Consider the following 25,062-nt stretch of genomic DNA (forward strand, 5'->3'; position numbering starts at 1 on the left):
GCAAAGCAAATGTGCATTCATAAACAATGATTGCACATTTTGCTTTTTGGTTTATTTTTCTATTTTTGGGTAAATCCCAATTTTGTGAAACGTCTCTTACATCTTGCGCTATGCGCTGTTATCTTTATTTCTTGCATAAAGCAAAAAGCCAAGAAAAAAACCGTAATCAATCCATATTTTGAAAAAGCTTACGAGTTTCGCGATGAAAGTCGGTTTGATAGTGCATTTAGTAATTTTAATAAAGCAAAAGATCTCTTTTTAACAATCAAAGATAGCGTTGGGGCCGGAAAATGCCTTGTAAATATGGCTTACATTTCCAATAAGGTCAATGATCATTTTGGAACCCAAGAAATTGGTCTCCAGGCATTAAATTATCTTAATTTAAACGATACTTCGCTACATTCTTTTATTAGTTCGAATTATAACTATTTAGGTTTATCAACTTATCAACTTGGTGATTATGAAAAGGCTCTATTTTTTTACGAAGAGGCTCTTAAATATGGAAAAAAATCGGAAGATATTAGCCTGATAATTAATAACAAGGCAAAAGTTTATGAAGAGATGGGAAATTATGACACAGCATTAAAAATTTATGATAAATCAATAAAGGACGTTTCTAAAAACACGCTCGATTATGCCCGAACGCTGAATAATATAGGCATAACCCAGCGCCTAAAAGACTCCACTTATAATCCCTTACCAATATACTTTGAGTCGTTAACTACACGCAAAAAATTTAGCGATTTTGATGGGTTAAACTCAAGCTATGGTACTCTTGCAGATTATTACAGGGTCACAAAGCCTGACTCTTCTTTTTTTTATGCGGAAAAGATGCTCCTAATGGCAAATAAAATTAACAGTGCGCAAGATAAACTAAGAGCGTTTAGAAAATTAAGTTTAGTGGCGCCAACAAAATATCTAGAAAAATACTTAACGCTATTAGACAGTTTAGATGTGGCGCACAATAGTGCTTCAAATAAATTTGCGCTTATCCGTTACGAAACTGAAAAACATAAAAGCAACCTTTTACTAGCCCAAAACGAAAACATCAAAAAAAGGAACAATATCGTTCAGCTATTTTTTGTTACATTACTTTTAGTAGGCGCTTTAATATTTGGCTATTTCATCTACAGAAAGAGAAAAAGACAATTACATCAGGAGAAAGAATTAGAAGTTAAAAACACCGAGCTTAAATACGTAAAAAAAGTGCATGATCGGGTAGCTAACAAAGTTTATCAGGTAATTTCTGAAGTGGAGAATATCGCTGAGCTAGATAAAGAACAGATTTTAGATAAACTGGATGCCATCTACGAAATCTCGAGGGATATTTCTTACGAGAATACGACACCTCATTATGAAGATTTTGCGCTTAAACTGGCTTCTATGTTACATTCGTACAAGTCTGACAGGGTAGCAATTACCTGCGAAGGAAATACTGCATCCCTTTGGGAAAATGTAAACGAAGTTAGTAAAGAGGAAATATTTTTAGTATTACAGGAGCTTTTTACGAATATGGATAAACACAGCGAAGCTTCTATAGTAAAATTGCAAATTAACCAGGAAGACGAACAGATTAATATCCACTATTATGATAATGGCATAGGCTTGCCAGACGGATTAAATTTTAATAATGGACTTACAAATACGGTTTCCCGTATAAATGCTATCGCCGGGACGATTACTTTTGAATCGAAAAACAAAAACGGACTGGTGATTCAAATTGCCTTTCCAACTTTTTAACCCGAGCCTATGTTCCAAAAAGTATTAATTGCCGAAGACCACGAAAGCATAAACTTCTCCCTACAAAAAACATTGGGAGAATTAGGTATTGCCCACGATGTTAAAAATTACGTTTATTACTGTGATGATGCATTAAAACGAATAGAAAAGGCTTTGAGCGAAGGTAATCCTTATGAATTATTGATTACCGACCTTTCATTTGACGACGATTTCCCGCAACAAAAAATTAAGGATGGCCCAACTTTAATTGAAGCTGCCAGGGCAATACAGCCAAACCTTAAAGTACTGGTTTTCTCTATCGAGAATAGGGCAAGCATTGCTAACAACCTCGTTAATGATCTAAAAATAAATGCCTTTGTACCTAAAGCACGTAGAGATGCGCAAGACCTTAAATTGGCTATAGAAGCAATAGTTAAAGGAAAAACATATCTTTCTCCCAATTTAAAACGCCTATCCAATGAACAAGCTTCTTATTCATTTTCTGAATATGAAATTGCCATTGTTTCTCTATTGGCAGATGGGGTGCCTCAAAAAAACATCCCTTTTTACCTACAGGAAAAAAACCTAAAACCCTTTGGACTAAGTAGCGTGGAGAAAAAATTAAGTGGGTTAAAAACAACACTAAACGTTCAAAGTAACGAGCAATTAATTGCTTACTGTAAGGATTCTAAACTTATCTAATCAGGCACGCAGACGTTGTCTTTCTGTAGCACTTAAAGACTTGTTTTATTCTGCTACATGGAGAGCGTTGTTTTTGTCATTCTATTTATCACCAAATTAATTTATAAGAAAAATTTTTGCTTTACGGTTTCCCGTAAATATTAGCCTTTTGCTTACCGTAGTTTTGGATAAACAAAAAGCAAACGGAAATGGATCTAAAAATCAAACTAGCACAACTTCATCAAAGGGTAGTTGGCTTAAAAGACCAAATCACAACTGAAGAGGCAACTAAAAATGCATTTGTAATGCCTTTCATTCAGATTTTGGGTTACGATATTTTCAATCCTACCGAAGTAATTCCAGAACACATTTGCGATATAGGCACCAAAAAGGGCGAAAAAGTTGATTACGTAATTCGTAGAAATAACGAGCCAATCCTAATTTTTGAGTGCAAACATTGGAAAGAAAATGCCGATGCGCACAACTCGCAATTGCATCGTTACTATCACGTTTCTAAAGCCAGATTTGGCGTACTTACAAATGGCACCATTTATAATTTTTATGCCGATTTGGAAAAGCCTAATATCATGGATGAAAAGCCTTTCTTAACCATCGATTTAGAAGACCTAAAAGACAATGCGATTAAGATATTGGAGAGCTTTACCAAAAACGAATACAACCTCGAAACCATTTTAGACTCTGCCGAAGGACTAAAATACATTAAGGCAATCAGAAAGGAATTTGAAAAAGAAATCGAACAACCTTCTGACGAACTGATTAAACTTTTGGTCAATCGTTTCTTCGACAAGCCATTAATCGCGAGCAGAATGGCAACGTTTAAAGAATATACCAAAAAAGCGTTAACTATTTCTATTAATGAATCAATCAGCGACAGGCTAAAGTCTGCGTTACATATTAATGAATTGCCTGTAAGTTCTAGCGAAATAAAAGCTTCTCCAATCGATGAAAATTCAGATTCTAAGATAAACACTACCGAAGAGGAACTGGAAGCTTTTCAGATTGTAAAGGCAATTTTGAGGGAAAAAATCCCTGTAAATCGCATTGCACCTCGCGATACGCAATCTTATTTCGGTGTGTTATTGGATGACAACAATCGAAAACCTATTTGTCGCTTTCACTTTAACACAGCCAACAAATACATAGAAGTTTTTCCGAATGGAAAAGACGCAGGCGAGAAAACTCAGCTAAATAGCCTAGATGAGATTTATGAGTTTAGGGGGCAGTTGCATAAAACATTGGAGAATTATTAAGGAGAGTATTAGCCCTAGTAATTTCGAGCACCTCCTTGTTTAGGGACAGCTAGAAATTTGACTAAAAAGTATCGACTAAAATTATTACATGAAAAATATAAGAAATAGAGTTTTATCCTACATCACCATTTTAATATTTACACATATATCTAATGGTTGCAATGGAGTAATAAATATTCAAGATGAAGCTTTAATCATAGCACAAGATAATCAAATCACTAAAGAAGAATTTTTTAATCTTCAGAAACAAGTGACTAAAGAATCTAAATATGCAAAATATAAAAATTCTTCGGAGCTATATAATTACCTAATAAAACTTTTCAAAGCTAAAAACATGGGGGTTAAAGTTTATAACCCTGAAGTAAAAAAGGAAGAGCCTTTTGCTGTAAATTTTTATTTTGAGAATTCCCTCAGCATGGACGGTTATATCACGAATGCGGATTTGAAAAGTTCATTATATGATATATTAACAAATACTAAAAAAATAACCAGTACGATTAATCGAAATTATATTAATGAAAAGGTTATTAATATATCATTAGATAATCAGGCATTTAGCACTGGGCTTACATCGTCAGCTTTTAAAAAGCTGGGCGGAAATATAGGAAACTCTGACATTGCAGATGTTGTGAAAAATGTTCTTTCAAGGACGAATCAAAAAAACATGTCGGTACTTATTTCTGATTTCGTTTTCTCCCCTCCTGTAAAAACTAATGCTAAAGACTATTTAAATATTCAACAAACTGCAATTAAAGACGCTATTCAAGATAAATTAAAAAATCAAAACCTTGCGCTAGCAATATTTCAAATGAGTGCATTGTTCGATGGGAAATATTATTCCTATAAATTCCCTGCTGGGAAACAGTTCTCAGGTATGCGTCCATATTACGTATGGTTTATTGGAACTGAAGATCAAATTAAAAAAGTTTTAGACAACCAAATTGTAGATCCAACGAGCAATAAATTTTTAAATGTTGGCACCTTCTACAATTCAAAAAACGCCAAAATACCCGATTATAAAATCACAACTAAAGAGATAGGCGATTTTAAACCTAAAGATAAACACAGCCTTTATAATGCAACTTCTGAACAAAAAGAATTTAGTTTTAATGTTGCAGTAAACTTTAGCAAAAATATAAAGGGGTTAAAATATTTCAATAACAATTCTATTTACACTGCTAATAATTATAAGATTAGTGTTCGAGATTTAAATCAGAAGGAAAAACAACAAGTTGGTCTTAGTTCCCATACTCATATTTTAACACTGAAAACGACACGTTTACAAACGGAAAAGCTAGTTGTTAAAGTTGCAAATAGACTTCCTACTTGGGTCTTGACTTCTTCCTCTATGGATGACCAGAATATCATAACAGATAAAATAGAGCAGACCAAAACATTTGGATTAAACAACTTGGTAACTGGTGTGTGGCAAGGATTTAATTATTACCCAAATCCGGATGATAATTTAATTACTGAATTAACAATTAATATTGAGAAAAAATGATAACAGATTTTATTGCAACCATTTATGAATGGTTTGGCTACAACACAGACCTAGGTACACATTTAAGAGGCTGGGATATTACTTGTTCAAGTTTTGATGGACAAGATTTATATCTTCAAATTTTTCTTACCATGTTATTGATTAATCTAGGCTTATTTCTATTAATGTACTTAGTCATAGATAAATTTACCCCAAGATTTAATACAAAAGGAGCTTGGTGGTTAGTCGCTTTTATTGGGCTATCAATAAATTTTGGCATTGCTTACTCACTGCCAGCAACAATAGGTCCTTGTGAAACATTAATTTTTGGGAGTTTCGATTTAGTGCTATATGGCTTTGCAAATGCTTTTTGGAGTTTGATCGTTTTTGCTTTGTTAACCTCATTCCCGTACCCACGATACTTCAGTACCAACTGTAGATTAACTACATTTTGGAAACCCTAATTAATTAAAAATGGCAAAATTATTCATATTTGGTATCGGAGGCACTGGTTCTCGGGTAATAAAATCACTTACCTTTTTATTAGGTTGTGGGATAAAATCAACAAACGATTTTGAAATTGTTCCTATAATAATTGACCCTCATAAAGATAATGAGGATTTAAAAAGAACAATTTCGATACTAGATAACTATCAAAAGATCACAGATAAAATTGGGTCAACATCAGGGTTTTTTAGTACAAAAATATCAACGCTACAATCTTTAGATGCAGACAATAAACTTAGCGGAACATATTCTTTTAATTTAAAAGAAGTTTCTAATACTAAATTTAAAGACTACTTTTCTTTCAATACCTTAAACGATGAAAATAAAGCTTTAGCAGAATTACTTTTTTCAGGTAAATCTATCAACGCTAATGGCAAACCTATTGATTTATTAGACATACCTATGGATATTGGATTTGTTGGAAATCCAAATGTGGGTAGTGTTGTACTTAATCAGTTTAAAGATTCAGAGGAATTTAAAGATTTTGCGAATAATTTTAATGAAGGAGATCGGGTATTTATCATTAGCTCAATTTTTGGCGGAACCGGCGCAGCAGGTTTTCCTACCGTACTAAAAAACATTCGCAATGCGGTTAATATTCCCGGCTTAGCAAATCCAGGCTACTTGCAAAACTCTTCTATAGGTGCACTTACAGTTATGCCCTATTTCAATATAGAGGGCGATGCGAATAGTCCAATAAAAAAGTCAGATTTTATCGAAAAAACAAAAGCTGCACTGGGTTATTATCAGCAAAATGTAAACCCACAATTAAATGCCATGTATTACATAGGCGATAGCTTTAATGGCAGAGCTTACGAAAATGACCCGGGAAATGGTGGGCAAAAAAATAAAGCTCATTTTGTAGAGCTTGCGGGCGCATTGTCTATTATCGATTTTATGAATTTTTCAGATGACCATCTGCAGACCTTTAGCGGAAAACCAGTTTCAGGCATGTTTAAGGAATTTAGTATAAAAGAAAATCAACCAAACCTATATTTTAATCATTTAAATGACATCGCCAACTCAACTTTGAGTAAGTCATTAACGCAGTTTGTGCTATTAAAAAAATATTTGGATGAGCATTTGACCAACTCAATAGAAAAAGCGGTGTGGAGTACAGATGAACCAAAGGTTGATAGTGCTTTTAAAAGTGGACAGTTTTTTTCTTCAAGTCTAAAGGGCTTTCTTAATCATTTTGGCGAATGGTTAAATGAGCTCCAAACAAATACAAGAGGTTTTTCTCCTTTTAATTTGAACTCAGATTTAACCAATCTTGTTAATGGGCATGAAATAAAAAGAGGTTTTTTCGGCAAGGGTAAAATAACATATAATGATTACGATATGGAATTAGGTAAACTGGTTAAAAAGAATTCATTTTCTTCACAAGAGCAGAAGATGATAAGTCTTTTTTATCAAGCTACAGCCAATATCATTTCAGAAAAATATAATTTTTAATAATTATGAGTATAATATTAGGCTTTACAAATAACGGAGGCAACGATTGGTTCAATTCAGCACCATATGGGAATAAGGAAATTCAAGGCATACCCGATCCGGAAGGCGGTCATGCTTTAAATGCACCTACATCTATCCCTAGCCCTTTTGCAAGAATGGATTTAGTTAGAAAATCTTTCGAAAATATTATTGAAAGTCCAAACCTATTATTTCTGCAAGAGAGAAATAGAGTTATAGCTAGTAAAGAAGATGAAAAACTTGTTTCTCAGTGTTTAGACCTTTGCGAAATATTATTCAATTATAATATTTATAAGAATAAGATTGAGATTATTGAATGGGATAAAACGGTACAAATTGACAATTTAAAAAGAAATATAGATAAAGGTCAGCGTAGATTGGGAGAAGCATTAGAGTTATTTCTGCTACAAGATGCGAACACCTTTAATTTTAATGAAGTTAGAAGCTTTTATCTTATTAAATATAATCATGAAATTATTGGAGGTACATCTCCATTGACACTGTTTTTTTCAGTAGGTAAAGACATCTCAAATCTTGAATTAAAAAGTAGTAAAGGAAAGACCTTTTTTAGCGATATCGTTCCGCTATATGAGCGTGATGAAAACTTTCAAAAATATTTATACCTACTATTTAAAAGTAATGCTGAATTAGGAAGTAAAATGAAGGCTTTTCAAGAATATTTGGTTAAAAGTCTTAAGTTTTTAGGAATTATAAATCAAGCACTATTTTCAGAATTAAACACTTTAAATCCAACTGATTTAAATAATAATTATGTTAGTTTAAATACGAATAAAGCAGGACAAGTTGTAGAGGTTTTAGGTGTTCATTTAAAAACAGTGGATCCAAATGTATTGATTAAATCAATCCAAAAAAGTGATTTCATTATTCATTCAACCAAAACAGATGACAAGCTTAAGCCATTGGTATTGCAAAATAGCTTTAATTCTAAACTTAATTATATAAATGCCAATTGGGATACTAGAACAACCGTTCCATACAAGGCGGAAAAAGAAAATTTAGAATTAAGAAAACTGCCAGGGCAAGATGTAGTTTATCCATATTTAACAGTTAGTGATTTTTTCGAACCCAATATCATTAGGCTTGTTTATCCTATAAATGACACCAAATACTTCGATGGCAATTTAAAATTAAACAATCCAGAAGACACAAAAAGTTATTTATTGCCATTAAAACCTTTGTTTTTTAAATACTTTGATACCGAAGATTTATTAAATGGAGGTTTAGGAAAGCCAACCATATCAATTGATGAAACATCAATTGCACAAGCGATAAGAGTACAATTAAAAATTCCAATCAATTTAGGAAAAGACTACATAACTTTTGAGAGAGTGTATCACAATGATGGTGTCGCTGATGAAATAACAAATAAAGGGGCTATAAAAGAGCATCAGTTTGCAATTACGCTATTTCCGCATATCAAATATTTATCAAGTATAAAACCTTATTTTAAAATACAGCTAATTGACAGAGATGTTGCTGTAAAAACTGCTGATGCCGAATACTTTTTGAATTTCTACAATAATACCTCATCAAGTCCAGTAGATATTGAAGCATCACAAAACAGAAGTAAAAAACAAAAAGGAGATTTCTCCAAAATAACTTCAACTTATTACGGGCTTAATAAAAATTTCGATTATATACAGGTTGATAATGGCTTTGCAAAAGGAGTAATTATACCCAAGTGGGATAATCCTAAAACAGGTGTAGATCAATTTACTTTTGCTATCGATTTTGGAACAACAAATACACACGTTGAATATACAGTAGGAAACTCAAGCCCAAAAACATTTGAGATTACTCCTAATGAAATACAGGCTGTTCCGCTTATAAACGACAAAATTGATCATAACTTTTCAGGAACGGGCGCAATTGATTTAAGAACAAACAAAATAAGAGAGTTTATTCCAGAAATTATAACTAAAGATACAATGTACAATTTTCCGCATCGTACAGTTATTTCTCAAAGTCTAAATAACCCACCATCAATAGGTGGAAATGCATTAATTGAGTTTAATATTCCTTTTGTGTTTGAAAAAAATTCAGATAACAATAGTAGATTTTTTACCAATTTAAAATGGGATAGCAAAGAACCAAATAATGAACATCGCGTTAAGGCCTTTTTAGAACAAATTGTATTGATGATCAGAAATAAAGTCATCACCAATGGAGGGGATTTAGAAGAAACCAAAATACTTTGGACCTATCCTACAAGTATGACACCAGCCCGTAAAAACAATTTACGCATGATTTGGGACGAGTTATACCATAAATACTTTAACAAGAATAATAATACCGTAGATATTTCTGAATCTATTGCACCTTATCATTATTTTAAGGGAAGTTCAAAATTAGAGGGCTTAGGTTCAGGTATTAGTGTGTTGATGGATCTTGGCGGTGGAACATCTGATGTGGTGGTGTACAAGAAAAACACACCACTTCTTCTTTCATCCTATAAATTTGCAGGAAATACGCTTTTTGGAGATGGATATAAGGATTTTGGCGATATTGAAAATAATGGTTTGGTAAATAAATATAAAGCTCAATTCCGCCAAATTTTAAACGAAAAAAACCAAACTCTTGCAAAAATTGAAGATGACTTTTATAACAACCAAAAATCTGCAGACTATAATACATTTCTATTTTCACTAATTAACAATAAAGAAGTTTTAGAAAAAGAGTTATTAGACTATAACAAGAAAATAGCAAACGATAATGATTTAAAGATAATATTCCTTTATTTCTATTGTGCGAAGGTTTACCACATTGCACAATTAATGAAACTTAATAAGTTAGAGTTGCCAACGAACTTGATTTTTAGTGGAAATGGTTCAAAAATATTAAATATTGTTACGCCAAATCAGAAGCTTCTTGGCGAGGTAACCAAAAATATTTTTTTAAGGGTTTATAACTTAAGTGCCTATCTCGCTGATGGCTTGAAAATCAATTTGGAGAAAGAATTCCCAAAAGAATTGACTTCAAAAGGCGCTTTAATGTATAATAAGCTTGGTCATGAAGACGTGAACCTTGATGAAATTAAACAAGTTTATACTTGCCTCGAAGACGAAAACAAATTCAGTTTGCTAAACTCAGAACTGAATGACGCAGTACTTGAAAAAGTAGCCGAAAAAGTTAAATCTTTTAATAATCTATTTATTGAATTAAATAATGATATAAATTTTTATAATCATTTCGAAATCTCTCATGCATCATTTGAAAAATTTCAACAAATAGTAAATAAGCACTTAAAAGCTTTTACTGAGAGAGGGATTGAATACAACAATAAAATGGAAGCTGGCACCGCACAACCACAAGCGAAGATAGCTGAGACATTATTTTTCTATCCAATAGTAGAAACCATCCAACAACTTATTCAAAACCTTTCATCTATTTCTGCTAACGAAGATTAATCATGGGTAAATATTTAATTATAATTATACTTTTTTTAAGTCCATTGGTTGGATACTCTGCTATAAAAACAATAAATGCGCAAGAGAAAAAAAGTGAAAATGACAGCGCCAAAAAGAAAAATGATACTTCAAAGGTAAATGATCAGATTGACTCCAAAAAACCAGATGAATTAACAAAGCAAGATGATCCCGCAACTAATTCAAAAAGTGATTTAAATTCTATTGAATCCGAAAATTCGGGATTAGTTGTCGTTCGTGAGGATTATCTTTCATCTAAGCATCTAATGTTTTATGCTATTTCTTGTCTTTTTGGTATTATAACGACTCTATTTATTAATAAACAATATAAAAAAAGTGAAACTAGCAGGCATGAAAAACAAATTGACCGCCTTGAGGAAAAGATAAAGGAATTAGAAAAGAGCCTTCGGCGACCAAATCAAGAAAATAATTTATCAAAACATATCAAAAGCAATTCAATTCACATTAGTGGATCAGAAACAATTATTGAAGAAATAAGTATACCTATAGAACTATCAGTGGAAAACAAAATCCCAATGGTTAATGATGCAAAAATCTTATACTTCCCAAATCCAAATTTAGATGGAAATTTTAAGAACAATGAAGGTAAAGAAGTTTTTATAGAGGGGGCTGCTGTTTACAAATTTACGTTAAAAAACGAAACCAACGCAAATGTTGAATTTTGTGATAATCTATCATCAATAACAATTGCACTAAATAATAGAAATGAGATGATCCTTAGTTTAGCAACTGAAACAAATCCTTATAATCCTAATGCTAGTAAAATTTTAATCGTTGATAACAAAAAAGCCAAAGCCCAATTAGAGGACAACATTTGGGTAATTAAGGAAAAAGCTAAAATTAAATACGTATAACATGAAGATAGAATACATTGAGTACGTTTTGATTGCAATTGTTATTGTCTTTCAATTGTGGTTTTTTTTCAGAACTAGGAATAAGATTACTGAATTTAAAAATTCTATACCTGATATTTCACAAGTAGAAATTGCAGATACTGAACTAACTGATGAACAAATTGAAGCTTATGTTTCCAATAAATTAATGGGTGACATTGAGAGTTATAAGCATTCTGATATTCTAATAAATGAAGTAGAGAATGTAGATGATGATGAACAATTGGAATTGTATTATCCACAGAACTATAATGAAGGAGTTACAAAAATTAATCGTATTAAAATTGTTTCCTCATTAAAAAATGAGAGCAAAACATTCAAAAATATATTGTCTTCCTTAAACAAGTATTTAGTTAGAAATAGGCACTCATCAGCTGATTTTAATTTAGTAAAAGATATAGTTGAGCGTAATACAGACACTATTGAGGAAGAAATTAATCTTACCTTATCAACACCACTTTATTTGGGCTTAATGGGCACAATGATTGGGATTGTTATTGGTCTATATAGTATGTCCGATATTTTTAATAGTGACATTAGTGATGAAAGTTTAAGCAGAGGTATAGGCATCCTTTTAGGCGGAGTGAAAATTGCTATGGTAGCTAGTTTTGTAGGCTTGTTACTAACAATCATCAATTCATCATTTAGTTTTAAAGGAACAAAATATAATATTGAGATTAAGAAAAATGATTTTTACACTTTTATCCAAGTAGAGTTATTACCATCACTTAATCAAGGAATCGGTTCTACATTTGAGTCCTTACAAAGAAACCTTTCTAAATTCAATGAGAAATTTGATTCAAATCTAGATAGGCTATCAACAGTTTTTGATAAAAATTACGAATCGATTAAATTACAGAAAATGTTAGTCGAGCAAATGGATAAAACCAAAATTGCTGAAATGACAAAATATAATGTTCAAGTGCTTAAGGAGCTTAATGTTGCAGTTGAGCAATTTGACAAGTTTAATGTAATGTTCAATAATATTAATATATATATCGCTAACTCATACCGTCTGGCAGAGACAAGTACAGAGTTATTAGATAAGACAAATAACTTTGAAAAAATTGCAAATACTATCCAAGAAAACTTAAACAGTCATCATCAATTGATGGAGTTTCTAACTAGTCACTTTAGTGATCTTAAACTGCACAAAACTAAAGTAGATGAAGCTGTTGTTGGCATAAGTTTTAGTATTAAAGACACTTTTGCCCAACTGCAAAAGTCAATGATATTGAATAGCCAGAATTTAGGTGAAGAGGCGGTGAAACGAAATTTAGATAGCCAAAATATTTTTAATGCTTTTACAAATGAGCTTAAAGAATCATTCTTAACCCAAACAGAGATTTTCAAATCAGTTTTAGAAGAGAAAAAATCTAATTTAGATCAGTTGCAACATTTGCAAGAAATTCTTTCTGAATTAAAATCGAACAAAAATATCAATCCAAATGATAAGCTAACCTTTTTAATTACTGATTTAAACAAAGCAGTTAGTAGTTCAAATGAAATCATGGAGAGAATCGATAGCAACATCCAAAAACCATTTTACGCAAAGTTATTCCCTAAAAAAAGTATCTAAATGAAAGGTAATAAGGACGACTTTTTTTGGCCAAGCTTCGCTGATTTAATGACAAGCTTGTTTTTTATTATGCTAGTCTTGTATATCATAACTTTTGCTCAGCTTAAAAGAAAGAATAAGGTTCTCGAAAACCAAATCAAGATTATTAAAACAGTTGAAGCAAATTTACAACCATTAAAAAATGACAAAAACCTATTTTCTTATGAAGAAGAATACAGTCGATTTAAATTAGCCTTTGATGTTAGATTTCAAGATGATAAATTTTCTATTAATTCAAATAATGATTTAGTAAATCCAAATGCTACTAGAAAAAAAATCATAGACGCTGGCTACAAACTTAAATCAGTTATTGATGTCTTAAAATCAGTTAAAAATGATAAGCCAGAGTTAGATAAAGTATCTTATATCGTAGTTATTGCTGGCTATGCTTCAAAAGATAATAATCCCAAAAGATTAATGCATAATTATGAATTAAGCTATTTACGGGCTTTAAGTTTATGGCAATATTGGAAAGAACTAGGCATTGATTTCGAGTCTTCGGATTACAAAGGTCTGGTTGATTTACAAATTTCTGGAAATGGTTGGGGTGGAGTCGGTAGATTGGACAACGAGAAGGATAATCAACGGTTCTTAATTCAAATTTTCCCTAAAATTGGAGATATCAAATAATGAAAAAGCTAATATTTAATTTTATAGTTATTTGTTTAATTGTTTTATGTAGCTGTTCTAGATCTGGAAAAAAAAGTTCCTTATCACAAAATGGCAATACAAAATTACCTATGGATATAGGGAATTCATCAAAGGAAGTTAAAAATACGAAATCTCTACAGGAGTTATACAAAAAGAACAAAGTCTCTGTTTTCTTGATTTATACATCTGATGGCGAAAAATATCATCAAGGATCAGGTTTTTTTGTCTCAGAAGAAGGGGTATGTGTAAGCAATTATCATGTTTTCGCTGGAACTTTAAAAGGTCAAGAAATAATTAAAACACTAGATGGGAAAGAATATCAAATTGCTGAAGTAATTTCTTTAAGCAAGGAGCTAGATTATATCATCTTCAAAATAAAAAATAATATAGATCAAAAGTTTCCCTTTTTGGTAATATCAAACAAATCACCAAATATTGGAGATGATGTTTTTGCAATTGGCAATCCAAAAGGTCTTGAGAGTACGCTATCTATTGGCATAGTTTCTTCATTAAGAGATGAAAACACTCTTATTCAAACAACAGCAGAAATTACAAATGGCAGTAGCGGTGGTCCATTGTTTAATATGAAAGGTGAAGTGATAGGAATAACTAGCTCGGGTATGGGTGAGGCAAACTTAAATTTTGCTATAAATATCCTTGCAATTAATCTAAACTTATGAGATTAAAATATTATGCATTGATATGCCTTTTCTTGATTTCATGTAGTGATAGCGGAAACCCGAAAATAAAAAGCTCCAACCAAAAAGGAAAAGTAGTTGCAGTAAAAGACGGTGATACTATTGAAATACTTACTTCAACAAATGAAACCGTAACCATTAGGCTTACAGAAATTGATTGTCCTGAAAAAAAACAATCATTTGGTAAACAGGCTAAACAGTTTACATCTAATTTCTGTTTCGGCAAATTCGTTGAAATAATAGGAAATAAGAAAGACAGGTATGGTCGTACTTTAGCATTCGTTTTTGATGAGGAAGGAAATAATTTAAACGAAGCGCTTGTGAAAAACGGATTGGCTTGGCAATACGTTGTATACTCTAAATCTGAAATATTGAGGAAATTAGAACAAGAGGCTAGAGATGCAAAGTTGGGTTTATGGATTGATGAAAATCCAATACCCCCCTGGGTATTCAGAAAGTCAAGAAAAAATAATCAAATCAAAATCCTATAAAACAATGAACTTTAGATGTATTTATTTCTTAATGCTAATCACTACCTCAATATGTAGTTGTAATTGGTCGCCATTTGTTAAAGATTACCCAAACAATATCACATATGATGGTTATACATTTAATTTATTACATACTATCCCAATGGCATTTGAAAAAGATACTATCTACCCCGATCTTTTTTTAAGCACCTTAAATGTTGATGGTGATATTAGGAGGGTTTTAAGATTTTATTCAGAAAAAGACACAATAATATTCCCTTTATCAAACGCCGTTAACAATTACACAATTGTATCATGTTATAGTCTTAACATTAGAACTAAGAGATATTTATGGTTAGAAGATAATTTCGGCACTTTTGTTTTGGATATCAATTTAAAGAAAGTTGTAAATGTAAAATTATCAAAAATAAAACTTTCTGAAATTGCACCAACAGGTGCCTCCATGGGAACTAAAATGAAAGTCACAAATGCGTATATTAAAAATCAATTGAGATTAAATAGAGTATCTAAAATTATAATCTTAGACAGTTTGCATTTTAAGATGTAGGGTAAAAACTTCTTCAAATGTCCAATATCATCAAAATAACGCTCTCAATTCTCTTACTTCTTTGTCTTTTACAAATGCCTTATGGTTATTACCAATTAGTGCGGTTTGTTGCGATGGTAGGATTTGGTGTATTAGCCTTTCAGGCACATAAAAAAGAGCATCAGTTAGAAATGGTGATTTGTGCTTTGTTAGCATTGTTGTTTCAGCCCTTTGCAAAAGTAGCGTTAGGTAAAGAATTATGGAATGTGGTTGATGTAATTGTAGCACTTGCACTGCTAATTTCTATGTTTACAAAACCATATAATGAGAGGTTAGAGCGTATCAAAAAAGAGCAAAACCATTCAGATAGAAATTTCCCGGACCACAAATGAAATCCCTAATATTTCTTTTACATTTTATTTTTTTAGTTGCGCCAAAGCACAACAAATCGAAGTCTATTTATGCGATAGTCCAAATGGCAAGAAATACCATTACAAACAGAACTGTAGAGGTTTAAGCAACTGTAGTTACAAAACGATTAAAGTGAGTTTGGAAAAAGCGAAGAAGATGGGTAAGACGATGTGTGGTTGGGAGAAATAGGTAGTGTTTTTTGGAAAGAACATTTCGTTCAACAATACAAGCCGACGCATGGCCCGCCGTTCTTTCTGCCCGAGGCTCTTTGGGCATTGCAAAAAATCGTCACCATTACTAAGCACGGCATACGCTTAGTATATTACCGATTTTCATCCGGAGCCGAGGTATGGTGATGCGAACAGTTAAATGCCACACACACGCCTTGAAACTTAGGATAACGAAGTCCACAAAAGAGATGAAAGAATAGTTGAAGAGATTGCTCCGGCTCGCTCGTACCTAGGCTTCGCAATTGCGGAATTAGGACGACAAATAGTGCTCAAGATTTAAAAGCTATTTCAACCTCTTCTTCAATTTGCCTTTGAAATTATCAGATTTAATAACTTCACCATCATCGGTAACTAAAATACATTGGTACAATGGAAACTGGTTCATTAATAGCATCCCTTTTTCTTTACCTAATACCATAATAGAAGTACTTAATCCATTTGCCATTTCTGCGCTCGGACCAATCACGGTTGCGCTAATCAGTCCCGTTGCGGGGTAACCTGTTATTGGATTAATGATGTGCGCATATCGGATTCCGTTAAATTCAACGTACTTTTCGTAACTCCCAGATGTTGTTACAGCTTCTCGTTTTAAAGCGAGCACGGCAACATTACTGCGCTCATCAAAAGGATTGGTTAGCCCAATTTTCCAAGCTCCACTTTTAGGTGGTTTACCCCAAGTTGCTAAATCGCCAGATGCGTTTACAATCCCAGCAGTTATGCCCATACTTTCCATCAAAGCTCTACCTCTATCCGCTGCATAACCTTTTCCCGTTGCACCAAACCCAATCTTCATACCTCGCAATTTCAAAAAAACTGTTGATGTTAGGCTATCTAATTCGATATTTTTATAACCTACTTTAGCTACCGAGTTTTTGATATCTTCTTTCGAAGGCATACTTTTCATCGAGCCATCAAATCTCCAAATCCTATCCATTGCAGCATAGCTGATATCAAAAGCGCCGTTGGTAATTTCAGAAAAATGTAATGCTCTTTTAACTAGCTCAAACACCTCTTTACTTACCTTAACGGGTTTTATTCCGGCATTTTTGTTGATTTGGTCCACTTCCGTACCTGCTTTCCAATCAGAAATCAAGTTTTCTATTCGAGCGATTTCGGCAATTACACTGTCAATATGCTTGTCGGCAGTTGGGCCATCTATGGCTACAATCGTAATATCAAAGCGACTGCCCATTAAAGTAACCGCACGCTCTTTCAAAACTTGAGCGTTGGCAATTGCACTTAAAGCCACTAAACAGATCAGTATTAGAGACGGTTGCCTTTTCATCATTGATTAATAACAATCGGTTAAAACTTGTCTGTTATTTTTGTAATATTCCAAAGGCTTTTGATTCAATTCTAGGCAAATTTTATCAAGTGTTCGTTCTACATCTTTTTGCATCTGCAAAGCACCACATATCATCACTACAGTACCATTTGCCAATTTATGGGCAATATTAACAGCATCATTATTAATTAAGTCCATTACATAACAATGGTTTTGCTCTCGCGAAAAAGCAATTTGATAATTAGTAAGATATTGCTGTTTAACCTGTTTGTCTAAAAATAACCGATGCTTCCTAATTACATCGGTTTCTTGCCTGAAGCCTACATAAAGTGTGGTGTCGATTTCTTTATACTTTTTAGTAATCATCCCCAGAAATGGCGCAATACCGGTTCCATTGCCAATCATAATAACAGCTTTTTTCTTTGGTCGATGAAAAGAAGCGTTAACTACCAATCTAGCTTTTATCACCTCGCCTACTTTTAGGTTATTTAGGTATTCAGATCCTAATCCCCCTGGGTGAAGTTTAACAACTAATTGTATATTTCCATCGCACTTAGCAACAGAATATAGACGTTCTCTATTATCATCTGCGGGATATATAGCCAGCAAATCGCCAGAGGTAAATGTGGCTCTAGCAGGCGTCCTGATGGTAATTAAAAAAGTATGCTCCTCTGCTGATACTTCGGTTCTGTCTAAAACCATCATTTTTTGCAAACCTTTAGGTTTTTTAGCATATAGCGCAGGCGTAGTTGCTAAGGGTATATTACTTTGCTCGCTCCATGTTTTTACCCATGTTACAAATTCGCTTGCGGATTTATCATCTACGGTATGCATAGCGGTAAATCTTGCAGACCAATCTTGAGTTTCTAGTTTCTGATCTACAGCCTTAGCAAATTCACAGAAATCTGCATAAGCATGGGAACCGAAACCAACCACCGAAAATTGGGTGCCTTTTTCTTGCGGGTTTCTATCTATCAGTTGCAATACCTTATTGGCGTTTGCCGGTGGATCTCCCAAACCATATGTAGAAGTAAAAACTAACAAATGTTTAGCCTTAGAAAATGTCTTGTACTGGTTAAGTTGCAACAAATGAGCGCTTTTTCCGGCATCTATTAATTGCTGGTGAATGGCATGAGCAAAACGTAAAGTGCTGCCATTCTCAGAGCCAACAAGCAAAATATATTCGGCTTCATCTGCTTTGTGTTTATTTTTAATTTTTGGCGCTCGTCTTTTTAGCGTAATGGCAAAGCCCGAGTAAACGAAAAACAAAATATTTAAACAGGCAATACCTAAAATAATAGCCCAAATTATATTACTACGACCGGTATGCAAATCTAAACTTAGGTTTTCTAACAGCAACGTTGTTGGATATTTAACCAAGCTCTCTACCTTACCGTTAAATTGGTTTACAATCAGCTCTCGATCATTTAATTTTAAGTTGTAATACTCTTCAGGGTCATCGGCGAAGGGAAAAGCTAATTTCTTAACATCTGCTAGCTTGGTCTGTTTAAAGATCTCAAAATCTGCAATTTTTTGTTGCTCAAAATCTACTTTCGAAACCGCAATTTCTTTATGCTGGATATCACTTTGTGGAAAAAGCTTAAACCTGGCCATAGATAAATAAGTTCCGGTTAATGCGATTATTAACACTGGAATTAATATTAATCTACCGGTTACTACGTGGTAGTATTGGGCAAAGTATTCTTTTACAACTTTTGTAAAGAATCGCTTCATACCACGTTGCCTTTGTAATACCAAAACGAAACCAGAAATGGCTATTAGCAAAAGTAAAAAGGAAACAATACCAATAATTGCCCGGCCAGTTTCTTTAAGAAATAAAGAACGGTGCAAGGCGATGTTCCATTCTACAAAGGCACTTTTTTCTATTTGCTTACCTAAAATCTTTCCAGAGCTCGGATCAACATAAGCATCAATTTCATTGCCCTCGTTATCAAATCCTTTTAGTAAAACGAAACCATTATGGTCTATATCGATTTCGCTAATTTCTGAGAATTTTTGCTTTAATACCGGAATGGATTGGGCTAGCGTAATGTTATCGAAGTTTGCAACCCGATAGGGAGGCATTTTTTCTTGTATTGCATCTATAGCAAGTATGGCACCGGTTACCGATGCCATAACTAGAAAAAGCGATGAAATGATAGCTAATGCCAAATGGGCGTACCGCCAAATGGATAAGGTCATTTTAAAATTTTATGGCTGTACTACTTTACTAAACCTGATGTACTGAATATATCCTTTACCATCTACTTTGCCTTTAAGCGCATCGGCAGTTAAAGGAATTTCTACATCGCTAACATGATAGTTTTGCGCCTCTACCGAACTTTCGAAACGTAGTTTATAGCCTTTGTTTAAAAGGGCATCATCTAAATCAAGATTTACCAAAGTTCTATCGCCACCACCAATAGAAGCTCCGGTTTTAGCATTAAGTTTTTTGGTTTTATTAAAGAACTTAAACCATTCCTTAAACCCATTGTACCATTTGGTGTCTTTACCCATCATGTACAAGGTTTTATCGTAAGCTCCGCTAGGATTAATCAATGAAACCACTACATAAGCTTTCTCGCCACTATAGCCGTTCATTTGCACCATGCATTTGTACTTTGAAGTTTGTGCATTAGCCTGTAAACCGAAACACAGTATAAGTGCAAGTGCACAAATCTTAAAAATTCTCATCATTTTATTATTTTAAAAAGGTTACCGCAACTTTTTTGTCGGCTAAAAACTTGTTCTCCGCAGCTAAATCATAGGCCGTTTCATCAAAATCTGTTTTGATGGTTTTATCTGCACCAATAGAAACCAAATATTTTAAAATCTCATCATCTTTTGAAATTAATGCAGCTCTATGCAATACCGTAACACCTTCTTTATTTTTTGTATTTACGTTTACTTTTAAATCGTTAAGTTTTTTTATTAAACCTAAATCTAATCTCGCAATAGCGATGTGATACAAAGTACTTCCATCTTTTTGAGGAGTTGCAACATTTAATCCCTTAGCGCTTAACAAAGCTAGTTTCTCTGCAAATTCGTCTTTTGGCGTTGCTGCTGTTTGTGCACCCGGACCAGCTGGGCCACCCGCAGGGCGGTAACTTTGTACCAAGTAATAAGCCAAGTTATTGCCTGCCTGATCTTCTACTTTTACATTTGCACCTTTACCAATTAGGAAGGCCACAACTTCTGGAGAACCTGTGCTTACCGCTTGTGTTAAAGCAGATTCGCCTTTTTTGTTAACTGCGTTGATGTCTTTTACCTTAGGTGCCAATAGCTCAAGTACGGCTAAATTTCTGCCACCTGCGGCGCTCATAAAAGCTGTAGTACCATCTGCATTAGCTTTATTTACATCTACGCCTTTTGCCAAGAAATAGTTAATAATTTCATCCTGATTTGGTTTACGAACAAGGCTATGCAAAACGTTGTTACCTTCCTTATTAGTAGCTGAAGGATTTAATTTCAAATCCTCCACCAAGTATTTATACAATTCTAACGAAGCTGATGACCCACGACCGCCTTGTGCTGCGTAATACAGAGCTAAACCGGTTGGCTTTGCACCTTTAGCTAAAACCGCTTTTAAGAAATCGATATTACCACTTTTAGCGGCATAATCGAATGCTGTAGCACCTTCATCATCAACTGCATTAAAAGACAAACCTTTTGAAACGAAGTACTCGGCTAACTTTAGGTCTTTATCATTTGCTATACTCATTAACAATAAGTTTGCGCCATTTGCATATTTCTTTTTAGGATCTGAACCTAATTTGAAAAAAGCATCGTAAACTGCAGTATTTGCTTGTCCGGCAGAAGCTGCGTAAGGTACAACAGGTGTACCGTAGCTATCTCCTTTTTCAAAATCAGAACCACGTTTAAGTAATTCTTGAACCAACTCTAAGTTTCCTTTTGCTGCAGCCCAATGTAAATAAGTACGACTGTGGTGCGTAGCCTTAGTAACCGGATTTCCTGGCTGATCTAATAAAAATTTGATTGTTTCGATAGGAGCATCGGAATTAATTGCCATTGCCGTTGGATCGAAATGTCTAGCATCTGATTCTGATGGATTACTGCCTTTTGCAATTTCTGCTTTAACAGCATCTACAGAAGGCTTTTGTTTCCAAAAATCACCTTGTAATAAAGAATTTTTATTTTGTGCGTTTACAGTAAATACCGCAAAAACTAGCGAGGCAGCAATTAATATTTTTTTCATCTTTCTAATTTATTGAGCTAAGGCCGCTAAAATAGTTATTTAGACTAATTCTACATAATAAATCACAATTTATTTAACTAATAGTTGTTTTGTGAGTTGGAATTGACTGGTTACAATGAAGTATATCCGTTAATAAATTCGGAAGCATATACTTAAAATCCGCTAATACGGAAATCCGTATTGCCTTATTGCACATTTTTTATACCTTTGTATACCATAGCGAATGGAGAACATCCGGGTTAGTTGCCAATTTACTGGCAATGCCGTTTCTCATAAAAAAACTATCGCTCATTTTCCTATTGTTTTGCGAAAGAAAAATTAACTAACGCAACTCAAAAAATGAAAAAATTTCTTCTGGCCATTATCATCTTCAGTTTTGGCTGTAATACTAGAAAACATTACGTAGAAGCTCAGAACGGGAAACCAATAACCGGAACTGTTATCGAAACTTTTAAGACTAGCTATAAAGACATGAGCCTAAATTGGATTATGTTAAAGGATAGCACCAAAGTTGTTATTCACAACGGAAAATATGATGTTGGTTCTGCTTATAACGGCAAAATAAAAAAGCTGATTTTGTAATTGGGCTTATTGCGACAAAACGCGAAGAACTCTCTATAAACTCGAGGTGACGTAAAAAACCAACGTCATTTAGAACCGGAATGCAATGGTTAAGTCATCTCTAAGCTAAAAGTGTAGTAATCAAATCAAGAACTAGTAGCTAAATAAAAAAAGCACCAACCATTTTCTTGATTGATGCTTTAAAAAGTAGCCCCGAGCAGAATCGAACTGCTATCTAATGTTTAGGAAACACCTATTCTATCCGTTGAACTACGGGGCCATTTTGTTAGCGCAAATATAGAAAATTATGTCGTTTCAAATAATGTCAAAACTCTATATTCGTATATGAAAATAATATTTGGCGTTCTCTTAATTCTGCTTGCGATTTTTATAAGCTTATGTTTGCTTATGGCAACCCTGCCATTAGTGGGCTCTAGTTTGGTTCAATTAAAAAATAATAATGTGCATTCTTTTGGTTATATAATTGGCTTGCTAATTGGTTTTACATTTTTTGCTACCACAAACTTTGCAGTTTATTATTTAGGTTATAGAATGCTAACCGCTAAACGCAGAGCGCTTAAATCATTTTCAAGAGAGGATTTCCCTCCAAAATTTTAAGCTCAACCCAACTGATTTTGGAATTCGATATGCTTTAAATCGCCGGCACCTTCTGCTTCGTAAATTTGCAAGCCAAAGTAAGGCGCAGCAGCAATAATATGATCGAAAATATCAGCCATAATGTGCTCGTACTCTGCCCAGATAATGGTATTGGCAAAAACGTAAATCTCTATAGGCAAACCTTGCGCTGTAGGTGCTAACTGCCTAACCATAATGTTCATCCGTTTGTTGGTGCCAGAATGATTAGAAATATAACTATCTATATATTTGCGGAACAAGCCGGCATTGGTTAAATTTCGTCCATTAATCAGCAAACTTTTATCTGCACCTATGCGTGTATTGTGCTTATCAATATCCTTTTTGCGATGCTGAATGTAATTGCTCAATAATTGAATTTGTTCAAACTTCAATAAGTCTTCATCTTTTAAAAAACGAATGCTGGATTGTTTGATATTTACCGCTCTTTTTATTCTCCTGCCTCCAGACTGCCGCATGCCACGCCAGTTTTGGAACGAATCTGAAATCAAAGCATAAGTTGGAATGGTGGTAATCGTTTTGTCGAAATTTTGAACTTTTACCGTTGTGAGGTTTATTTGCAAAATATCGCCATCGGCACCATATTTAGGCATAGTTATCCAATCGCCTATACGTACAATATCGTTTGTAGTTACTTGTATGCTGGCTACAAAACCCATAATCGTATCTTTAAACATTAACAATAACACTGCTGAAAGTGCACCCATAGCAGTAAAAAATACTACAGGTGATTTTCCCGTTAGGTTAGAAAAAAGTACGACCGCGGCAAACAAGTACAGAAAAATGCGAATAACCTGCAAATAACTTTCCAAGGGTTTGCCTTTAAAACCAGGTTTTTCTCGCAATAAATCGCCACTGGCTTTTATAATCGCCATGATGATCCACACTACAATGAGCACTAAATAAACATCGCAAAAGCCTAAAAGTAATTTATTTACTTGCGGATAATCATTAAAGACAATAGGAATAGTAAGATAAAGTACCATTAACGGTGCCACAAGCGACAAATAGTGTGGTACTTTTTGCTCTAACAAAAACTTAAAAAATGGAAGGTTAGTTCTGCGAATAGTTTGGATAAAGATTAGCCTGAGTACACGCCTAACCACATAATAAATAATATACGTAGCTATACTGGCTAACACTAGTAAAACTAATGCGTTGGCAACGGCAGCAACACTGTCCGATAGTCCTAAACCTTTAAAAAATTCTAAACTTGCACGACTAAAATTTCGCAAATGAGTGTATAAGTCCATAGCGTGCCAATATAGGGCTTTTGAAAGTAAAGGCGAAGCAAAATGGCAAATCGGACCTCGCTGCGACATAAAAAAGCACCTCCGCGGGGAGGTGCTTTTGCAACTTTTGTGAACGGTTGTATCGGCTAAAATTATTTTAAACTCACTTTTGCTAAAATAGGAAAGTGGTCTGATGGAAATTTACCATAATACGTGTCGGTTAAAATACCCCATTTGCTTGCGGTAAACTGTTTGCTCATAAAAATATGATCGATAACCGATTCGCCACGTGGCGTTCTGAAACCATTTGCCGAAGAGTTGTTGGCGTAAGGAAACTTTACCGCTCCATGCACATCGGCAACAGCGCCAGAATTGGCCAAGGTTTTATACCATTCGCTGTCTCTGCCTCCGTTAAAATCACCCGTTAGTAAAACCGGTGCATCGCCCGCAATTTCTTTTATCTTTTTTAACATCAGCTTTGCGCTTTCTACACGAGCAACCACGCCTTGGTGATCAAAATGTACATTAAAAGCATAAAACTTTTTCTTGCTCTGCAAGTCTTCTAAATAAACCCAAGAACAAATTCTGTTACAACAAGTTGCATCCCAGCCTTTGCCAGGTTTATCCGGTGTTTCCGACAACCAGAAATCGCCTGTTTTCAGCAATTTGAAGCGATCTTTTTTATAGTAAATGGCCGAGTGCTCGCCACCATCTTTACCATCGTCTCTGCCTTTTCCGTAAACGGCATATTCCGGCAAAGCCGAAGAAATGTCTGCCAATTGATTTTTAAGTGCTTCTTGCACACCTAAAACATCAAACTCGTGGAAACGAATTAAGTTAGAAACTACCGGTGCTCTATCTTTCCAAAGATTGCCAGCATCGCCGGGGTTATCATAACGGATGTTAAAACTTCCGATTGTTATTTGTTGTGCTTTTGCACTGATTGCACTAACGCTAACTAATACCGCGGCCAACCATACTTTTATTTTCATTTT

22 protein-coding genes and 1 tRNA gene are annotated in these 25,062 nt (G+C 33.9%); 16 read left to right on the forward strand and 7 right to left on the reverse strand.

Going from position 1 to position 25,062, the window contains the following annotated elements:
- The first annotated feature begins 84 nt into the window (after window positions 1–84).
- The 14 genes from DUT69_RS01050 to DUT69_RS01115 all read left to right on the forward strand — a co-directional run bounded on the left by DUT69_RS01050 (window position 85) and on the right by DUT69_RS01115 (window position 15,870).
- Window positions 85–1,740 carry an ATP-binding protein gene (locus DUT69_RS01050; protein ID WP_162796144.1) on the forward strand — a complete coding sequence of 552 codons (1,656 nt, stop codon included), beginning with the start codon at window positions 85–87 and terminating at the stop codon, window positions 1,738–1,740.
- A gap of 9 nt (window positions 1,741–1,749) precedes the next feature.
- Window positions 1,750–2,421 (forward strand): helix-turn-helix domain-containing protein, encoded by a 672-nt coding sequence (locus DUT69_RS01055; RefSeq protein WP_113651287.1) that lies wholly within the window; start codon window positions 1,750–1,752, stop codon window positions 2,419–2,421.
- 188 nt (window positions 2,422–2,609) lie between these two features.
- Window positions 2,610–3,671, forward strand: a complete 1,062-nt coding sequence (locus tag DUT69_RS01060; RefSeq protein WP_113651288.1) for a type I restriction endonuclease — start codon at window positions 2,610–2,612, stop codon at window positions 3,669–3,671.
- Between the two features lie 88 nt (window positions 3,672–3,759).
- Window positions 3,760–5,175, forward strand: a complete 1,416-nt coding sequence (locus DUT69_RS01065; RefSeq protein WP_113651289.1) for a hypothetical protein — start codon at window positions 3,760–3,762, stop codon at window positions 5,173–5,175.
- On the forward strand, window positions 5,172–5,618 hold the full coding sequence (locus tag DUT69_RS01070; protein WP_113651290.1) for a hypothetical protein: 447 nt from the start codon (window positions 5,172–5,174) through the stop codon (window positions 5,616–5,618). Before DUT69_RS01065 ends, DUT69_RS01070 begins: the two co-directional genes overlap by 4 nt.
- Before the next feature lie 10 nt (window positions 5,619–5,628).
- Complete coding sequence (locus DUT69_RS01075; protein ID WP_113651291.1) at window positions 5,629–7,116, forward strand: hypothetical protein; 1,488 nt, start codon at window positions 5,629–5,631, stop codon at window positions 7,114–7,116.
- Between the two features lie 5 nt (window positions 7,117–7,121).
- Window positions 7,122–10,562, forward strand: coding sequence for a hypothetical protein (locus DUT69_RS01080; protein ID WP_113651292.1), 3,441 nt, complete (start codon window positions 7,122–7,124; stop codon window positions 10,560–10,562).
- Window positions 10,563–10,564: 2 nt separating this feature from the next.
- Window positions 10,565–11,455: a hypothetical protein gene (locus DUT69_RS01085; protein ID WP_113651293.1), complete on the forward strand. Its 891-nt coding sequence runs from the start codon at window positions 10,565–10,567 to the stop codon at window positions 11,453–11,455.
- A 1-nt stretch (window position 11,456) separates the two neighbouring features.
- Window positions 11,457–13,073 carry a MotA/TolQ/ExbB proton channel family protein gene (locus DUT69_RS01090; protein WP_113651294.1) on the forward strand — a complete coding sequence of 539 codons (1,617 nt, stop codon included), beginning with the start codon at window positions 11,457–11,459 and terminating at the stop codon, window positions 13,071–13,073.
- Window positions 13,074–13,742, forward strand: a complete 669-nt coding sequence (locus DUT69_RS01095) for an OmpA family protein (protein WP_113651295.1) — start codon at window positions 13,074–13,076, stop codon at window positions 13,740–13,742.
- Complete coding sequence (locus tag DUT69_RS01100; protein WP_113651296.1) at window positions 13,742–14,443, forward strand: S1C family serine protease; 702 nt, start codon at window positions 13,742–13,744, stop codon at window positions 14,441–14,443. Before DUT69_RS01095 ends, DUT69_RS01100 begins: the two co-directional genes overlap by 1 nt.
- Window positions 14,440–14,952: a thermonuclease family protein gene (locus DUT69_RS01105; RefSeq protein ID WP_113651297.1), complete on the forward strand. Its 513-nt coding sequence runs from the start codon at window positions 14,440–14,442 to the stop codon at window positions 14,950–14,952. Before DUT69_RS01100 ends, DUT69_RS01105 begins: the two co-directional genes overlap by 4 nt.
- Window positions 14,953–15,094: 142 nt before the next feature.
- The gene (locus DUT69_RS01110; protein ID WP_113651298.1) at window positions 15,095–15,499 is read left to right on the forward strand and encodes a hypothetical protein; all 405 of its coding nucleotides are present in this window, start codon (window positions 15,095–15,097) and stop codon (window positions 15,497–15,499) included.
- 17 nt (window positions 15,500–15,516) lie between these two features.
- Entirely contained in the window at window positions 15,517–15,870 is a 354-nt protein-coding gene (locus tag DUT69_RS01115) for a DUF6804 family protein (RefSeq protein WP_113651299.1), read from the forward strand.
- Between the two features lie 532 nt (window positions 15,871–16,402).
- On the opposite strand, the gene DUT69_RS01125 is transcribed toward DUT69_RS01115, so the two are convergent.
- The 4 genes from DUT69_RS01125 to DUT69_RS01140 are packed head-to-tail and all read right to left on the reverse strand — an operon-like array spanning window position 16,403 to window position 21,620.
- Window positions 16,403–17,407, reverse strand: coding sequence for an FAD:protein FMN transferase (locus DUT69_RS01125; protein ID WP_240186624.1), 1,005 nt, complete (start codon window positions 17,405–17,407; stop codon window positions 16,403–16,405).
- Between the two features lie 3 nt (window positions 17,408–17,410).
- Window positions 17,411–19,606: a PepSY domain-containing protein gene (locus DUT69_RS01130; RefSeq protein ID WP_113651300.1), complete on the reverse strand. Its 2,196-nt coding sequence runs from the start codon at window positions 19,604–19,606 to the stop codon at window positions 17,411–17,413.
- A gap of 9 nt (window positions 19,607–19,615) precedes the next feature.
- Window positions 19,616–20,101: a DUF2271 domain-containing protein gene (locus DUT69_RS01135; RefSeq protein WP_113651301.1), complete on the reverse strand. Its 486-nt coding sequence runs from the start codon at window positions 20,099–20,101 to the stop codon at window positions 19,616–19,618.
- A gap of 4 nt (window positions 20,102–20,105) precedes the next feature.
- Window positions 20,106–21,620: an ankyrin repeat domain-containing protein gene (locus tag DUT69_RS01140; RefSeq protein WP_113651302.1), complete on the reverse strand. Its 1,515-nt coding sequence runs from the start codon at window positions 21,618–21,620 to the stop codon at window positions 20,106–20,108.
- 339 nt (window positions 21,621–21,959) lie between these two features.
- Between DUT69_RS01140 and DUT69_RS01145 the strand changes: the two genes are divergently transcribed.
- Window positions 21,960–22,202: a hypothetical protein gene (locus DUT69_RS01145; RefSeq protein ID WP_113651303.1), complete on the forward strand. Its 243-nt coding sequence runs from the start codon at window positions 21,960–21,962 to the stop codon at window positions 22,200–22,202.
- A gap of 187 nt (window positions 22,203–22,389) precedes the next feature.
- On the opposite strand, the gene DUT69_RS01150 is transcribed toward DUT69_RS01145, so the two are convergent.
- Window positions 22,390–22,461 (reverse strand) — tRNA-Arg (locus DUT69_RS01150).
- A gap of 65 nt (window positions 22,462–22,526) precedes the next feature.
- Here DUT69_RS01150 and DUT69_RS01155 point away from each other — a divergent pair.
- Window positions 22,527–22,799 (forward strand): hypothetical protein, encoded by a 273-nt coding sequence (locus tag DUT69_RS01155; protein WP_162796145.1) that lies wholly within the window; start codon window positions 22,527–22,529, stop codon window positions 22,797–22,799.
- A 2-nt stretch (window positions 22,800–22,801) separates the two neighbouring features.
- Here the strand turns inward: DUT69_RS01155 and DUT69_RS01160 are convergent, their stop codons facing one another.
- Window positions 22,802–24,088, reverse strand: a complete 1,287-nt coding sequence (locus tag DUT69_RS01160; RefSeq protein ID WP_113651305.1) for a mechanosensitive ion channel family protein — start codon at window positions 24,086–24,088, stop codon at window positions 22,802–22,804.
- A 131-nt stretch (window positions 24,089–24,219) separates the two neighbouring features.
- The gene (locus DUT69_RS01165) at window positions 24,220–25,059 is read right to left on the reverse strand and encodes an endonuclease/exonuclease/phosphatase family protein (protein ID WP_113651306.1); all 840 of its coding nucleotides are present in this window, start codon (window positions 25,057–25,059) and stop codon (window positions 24,220–24,222) included.
- Window positions 25,060–25,062 lie beyond the last annotated feature (3 nt).

The sequence above is a fragment of the Pedobacter namyangjuensis genome, from assembly GCF_003313325.1.
Classification (GTDB): Bacteria; Bacteroidota; Bacteroidia; order Sphingobacteriales; family Sphingobacteriaceae; genus Pedobacter; species Pedobacter namyangjuensis.

Bases quoted from the DNA above. Each gene is read 5' to 3' on its own strand.
- DUT69_RS01110 (WP_113651298.1), top strand. From the start codon at position 15,095: ATGGCATTTGAAAAAGATACTATCTACCCCGATCTTTTTTTAAGCACC.
- DUT69_RS01115 (WP_113651299.1), top strand. From the start codon at position 15,517: ATGTCCAATATCATCAAAATAACGCTCTCAATTCTCTTACTTCTTTGT.
- DUT69_RS01125 (WP_240186624.1), bottom strand. From the start codon at position 17,407: ATGATGAAAAGGCAACCGTCTCTAATACTGATCTGTTTAGTGGCTTTA.
- DUT69_RS01070 (WP_113651290.1), top strand. From the start codon at position 5,172: ATGATAACAGATTTTATTGCAACCATTTATGAATGGTTTGGCTACAAC.
- DUT69_RS01080 (WP_113651292.1), top strand. From the start codon at position 7,122: ATGAGTATAATATTAGGCTTTACAAATAACGGAGGCAACGATTGGTTC.
- DUT69_RS01075 (WP_113651291.1), top strand. From the start codon at position 5,629: ATGGCAAAATTATTCATATTTGGTATCGGAGGCACTGGTTCTCGGGTA.
- DUT69_RS01090 (WP_113651294.1), top strand. From the start codon at position 11,457: ATGAAGATAGAATACATTGAGTACGTTTTGATTGCAATTGTTATTGTC.
- DUT69_RS01145 (WP_113651303.1), top strand. From the start codon at position 21,960: ATGAAAAAATTTCTTCTGGCCATTATCATCTTCAGTTTTGGCTGTAAT.
- DUT69_RS01130 (WP_113651300.1), bottom strand. From the start codon at position 19,606: ATGACCTTATCCATTTGGCGGTACGCCCATTTGGCATTAGCTATCATT.
- DUT69_RS01160 (WP_113651305.1), bottom strand. From the start codon at position 24,088: ATGGACTTATACACTCATTTGCGAAATTTTAGTCGTGCAAGTTTAGAA.
- DUT69_RS01095 (WP_113651295.1), top strand. From the start codon at position 13,074: ATGAAAGGTAATAAGGACGACTTTTTTTGGCCAAGCTTCGCTGATTTA.
- DUT69_RS01100 (WP_113651296.1), top strand. From the start codon at position 13,742: ATGAAAAAGCTAATATTTAATTTTATAGTTATTTGTTTAATTGTTTTA.
- DUT69_RS01135 (WP_113651301.1), bottom strand. From the start codon at position 20,101: ATGATGAGAATTTTTAAGATTTGTGCACTTGCACTTATACTGTGTTTC.
- DUT69_RS01105 (WP_113651297.1), top strand. From the start codon at position 14,440: ATGAGATTAAAATATTATGCATTGATATGCCTTTTCTTGATTTCATGT.
- DUT69_RS01155 (WP_162796145.1), top strand. From the start codon at position 22,527: ATGAAAATAATATTTGGCGTTCTCTTAATTCTGCTTGCGATTTTTATA.
- DUT69_RS01065 (WP_113651289.1), top strand. From the start codon at position 3,760: ATGAAAAATATAAGAAATAGAGTTTTATCCTACATCACCATTTTAATA.
- DUT69_RS01055 (WP_113651287.1), top strand. From the start codon at position 1,750: ATGTTCCAAAAAGTATTAATTGCCGAAGACCACGAAAGCATAAACTTC.
- DUT69_RS01060 (WP_113651288.1), top strand. From the start codon at position 2,610: ATGGATCTAAAAATCAAACTAGCACAACTTCATCAAAGGGTAGTTGGC.
- DUT69_RS01140 (WP_113651302.1), bottom strand. From the start codon at position 21,620: ATGAAAAAAATATTAATTGCTGCCTCGCTAGTTTTTGCGGTATTTACT.
- DUT69_RS01165 (WP_113651306.1), bottom strand. From the start codon at position 25,059: ATGAAAATAAAAGTATGGTTGGCCGCGGTATTAGTTAGCGTTAGTGCA.
- DUT69_RS01085 (WP_113651293.1), top strand. From the start codon at position 10,565: ATGGGTAAATATTTAATTATAATTATACTTTTTTTAAGTCCATTGGTT.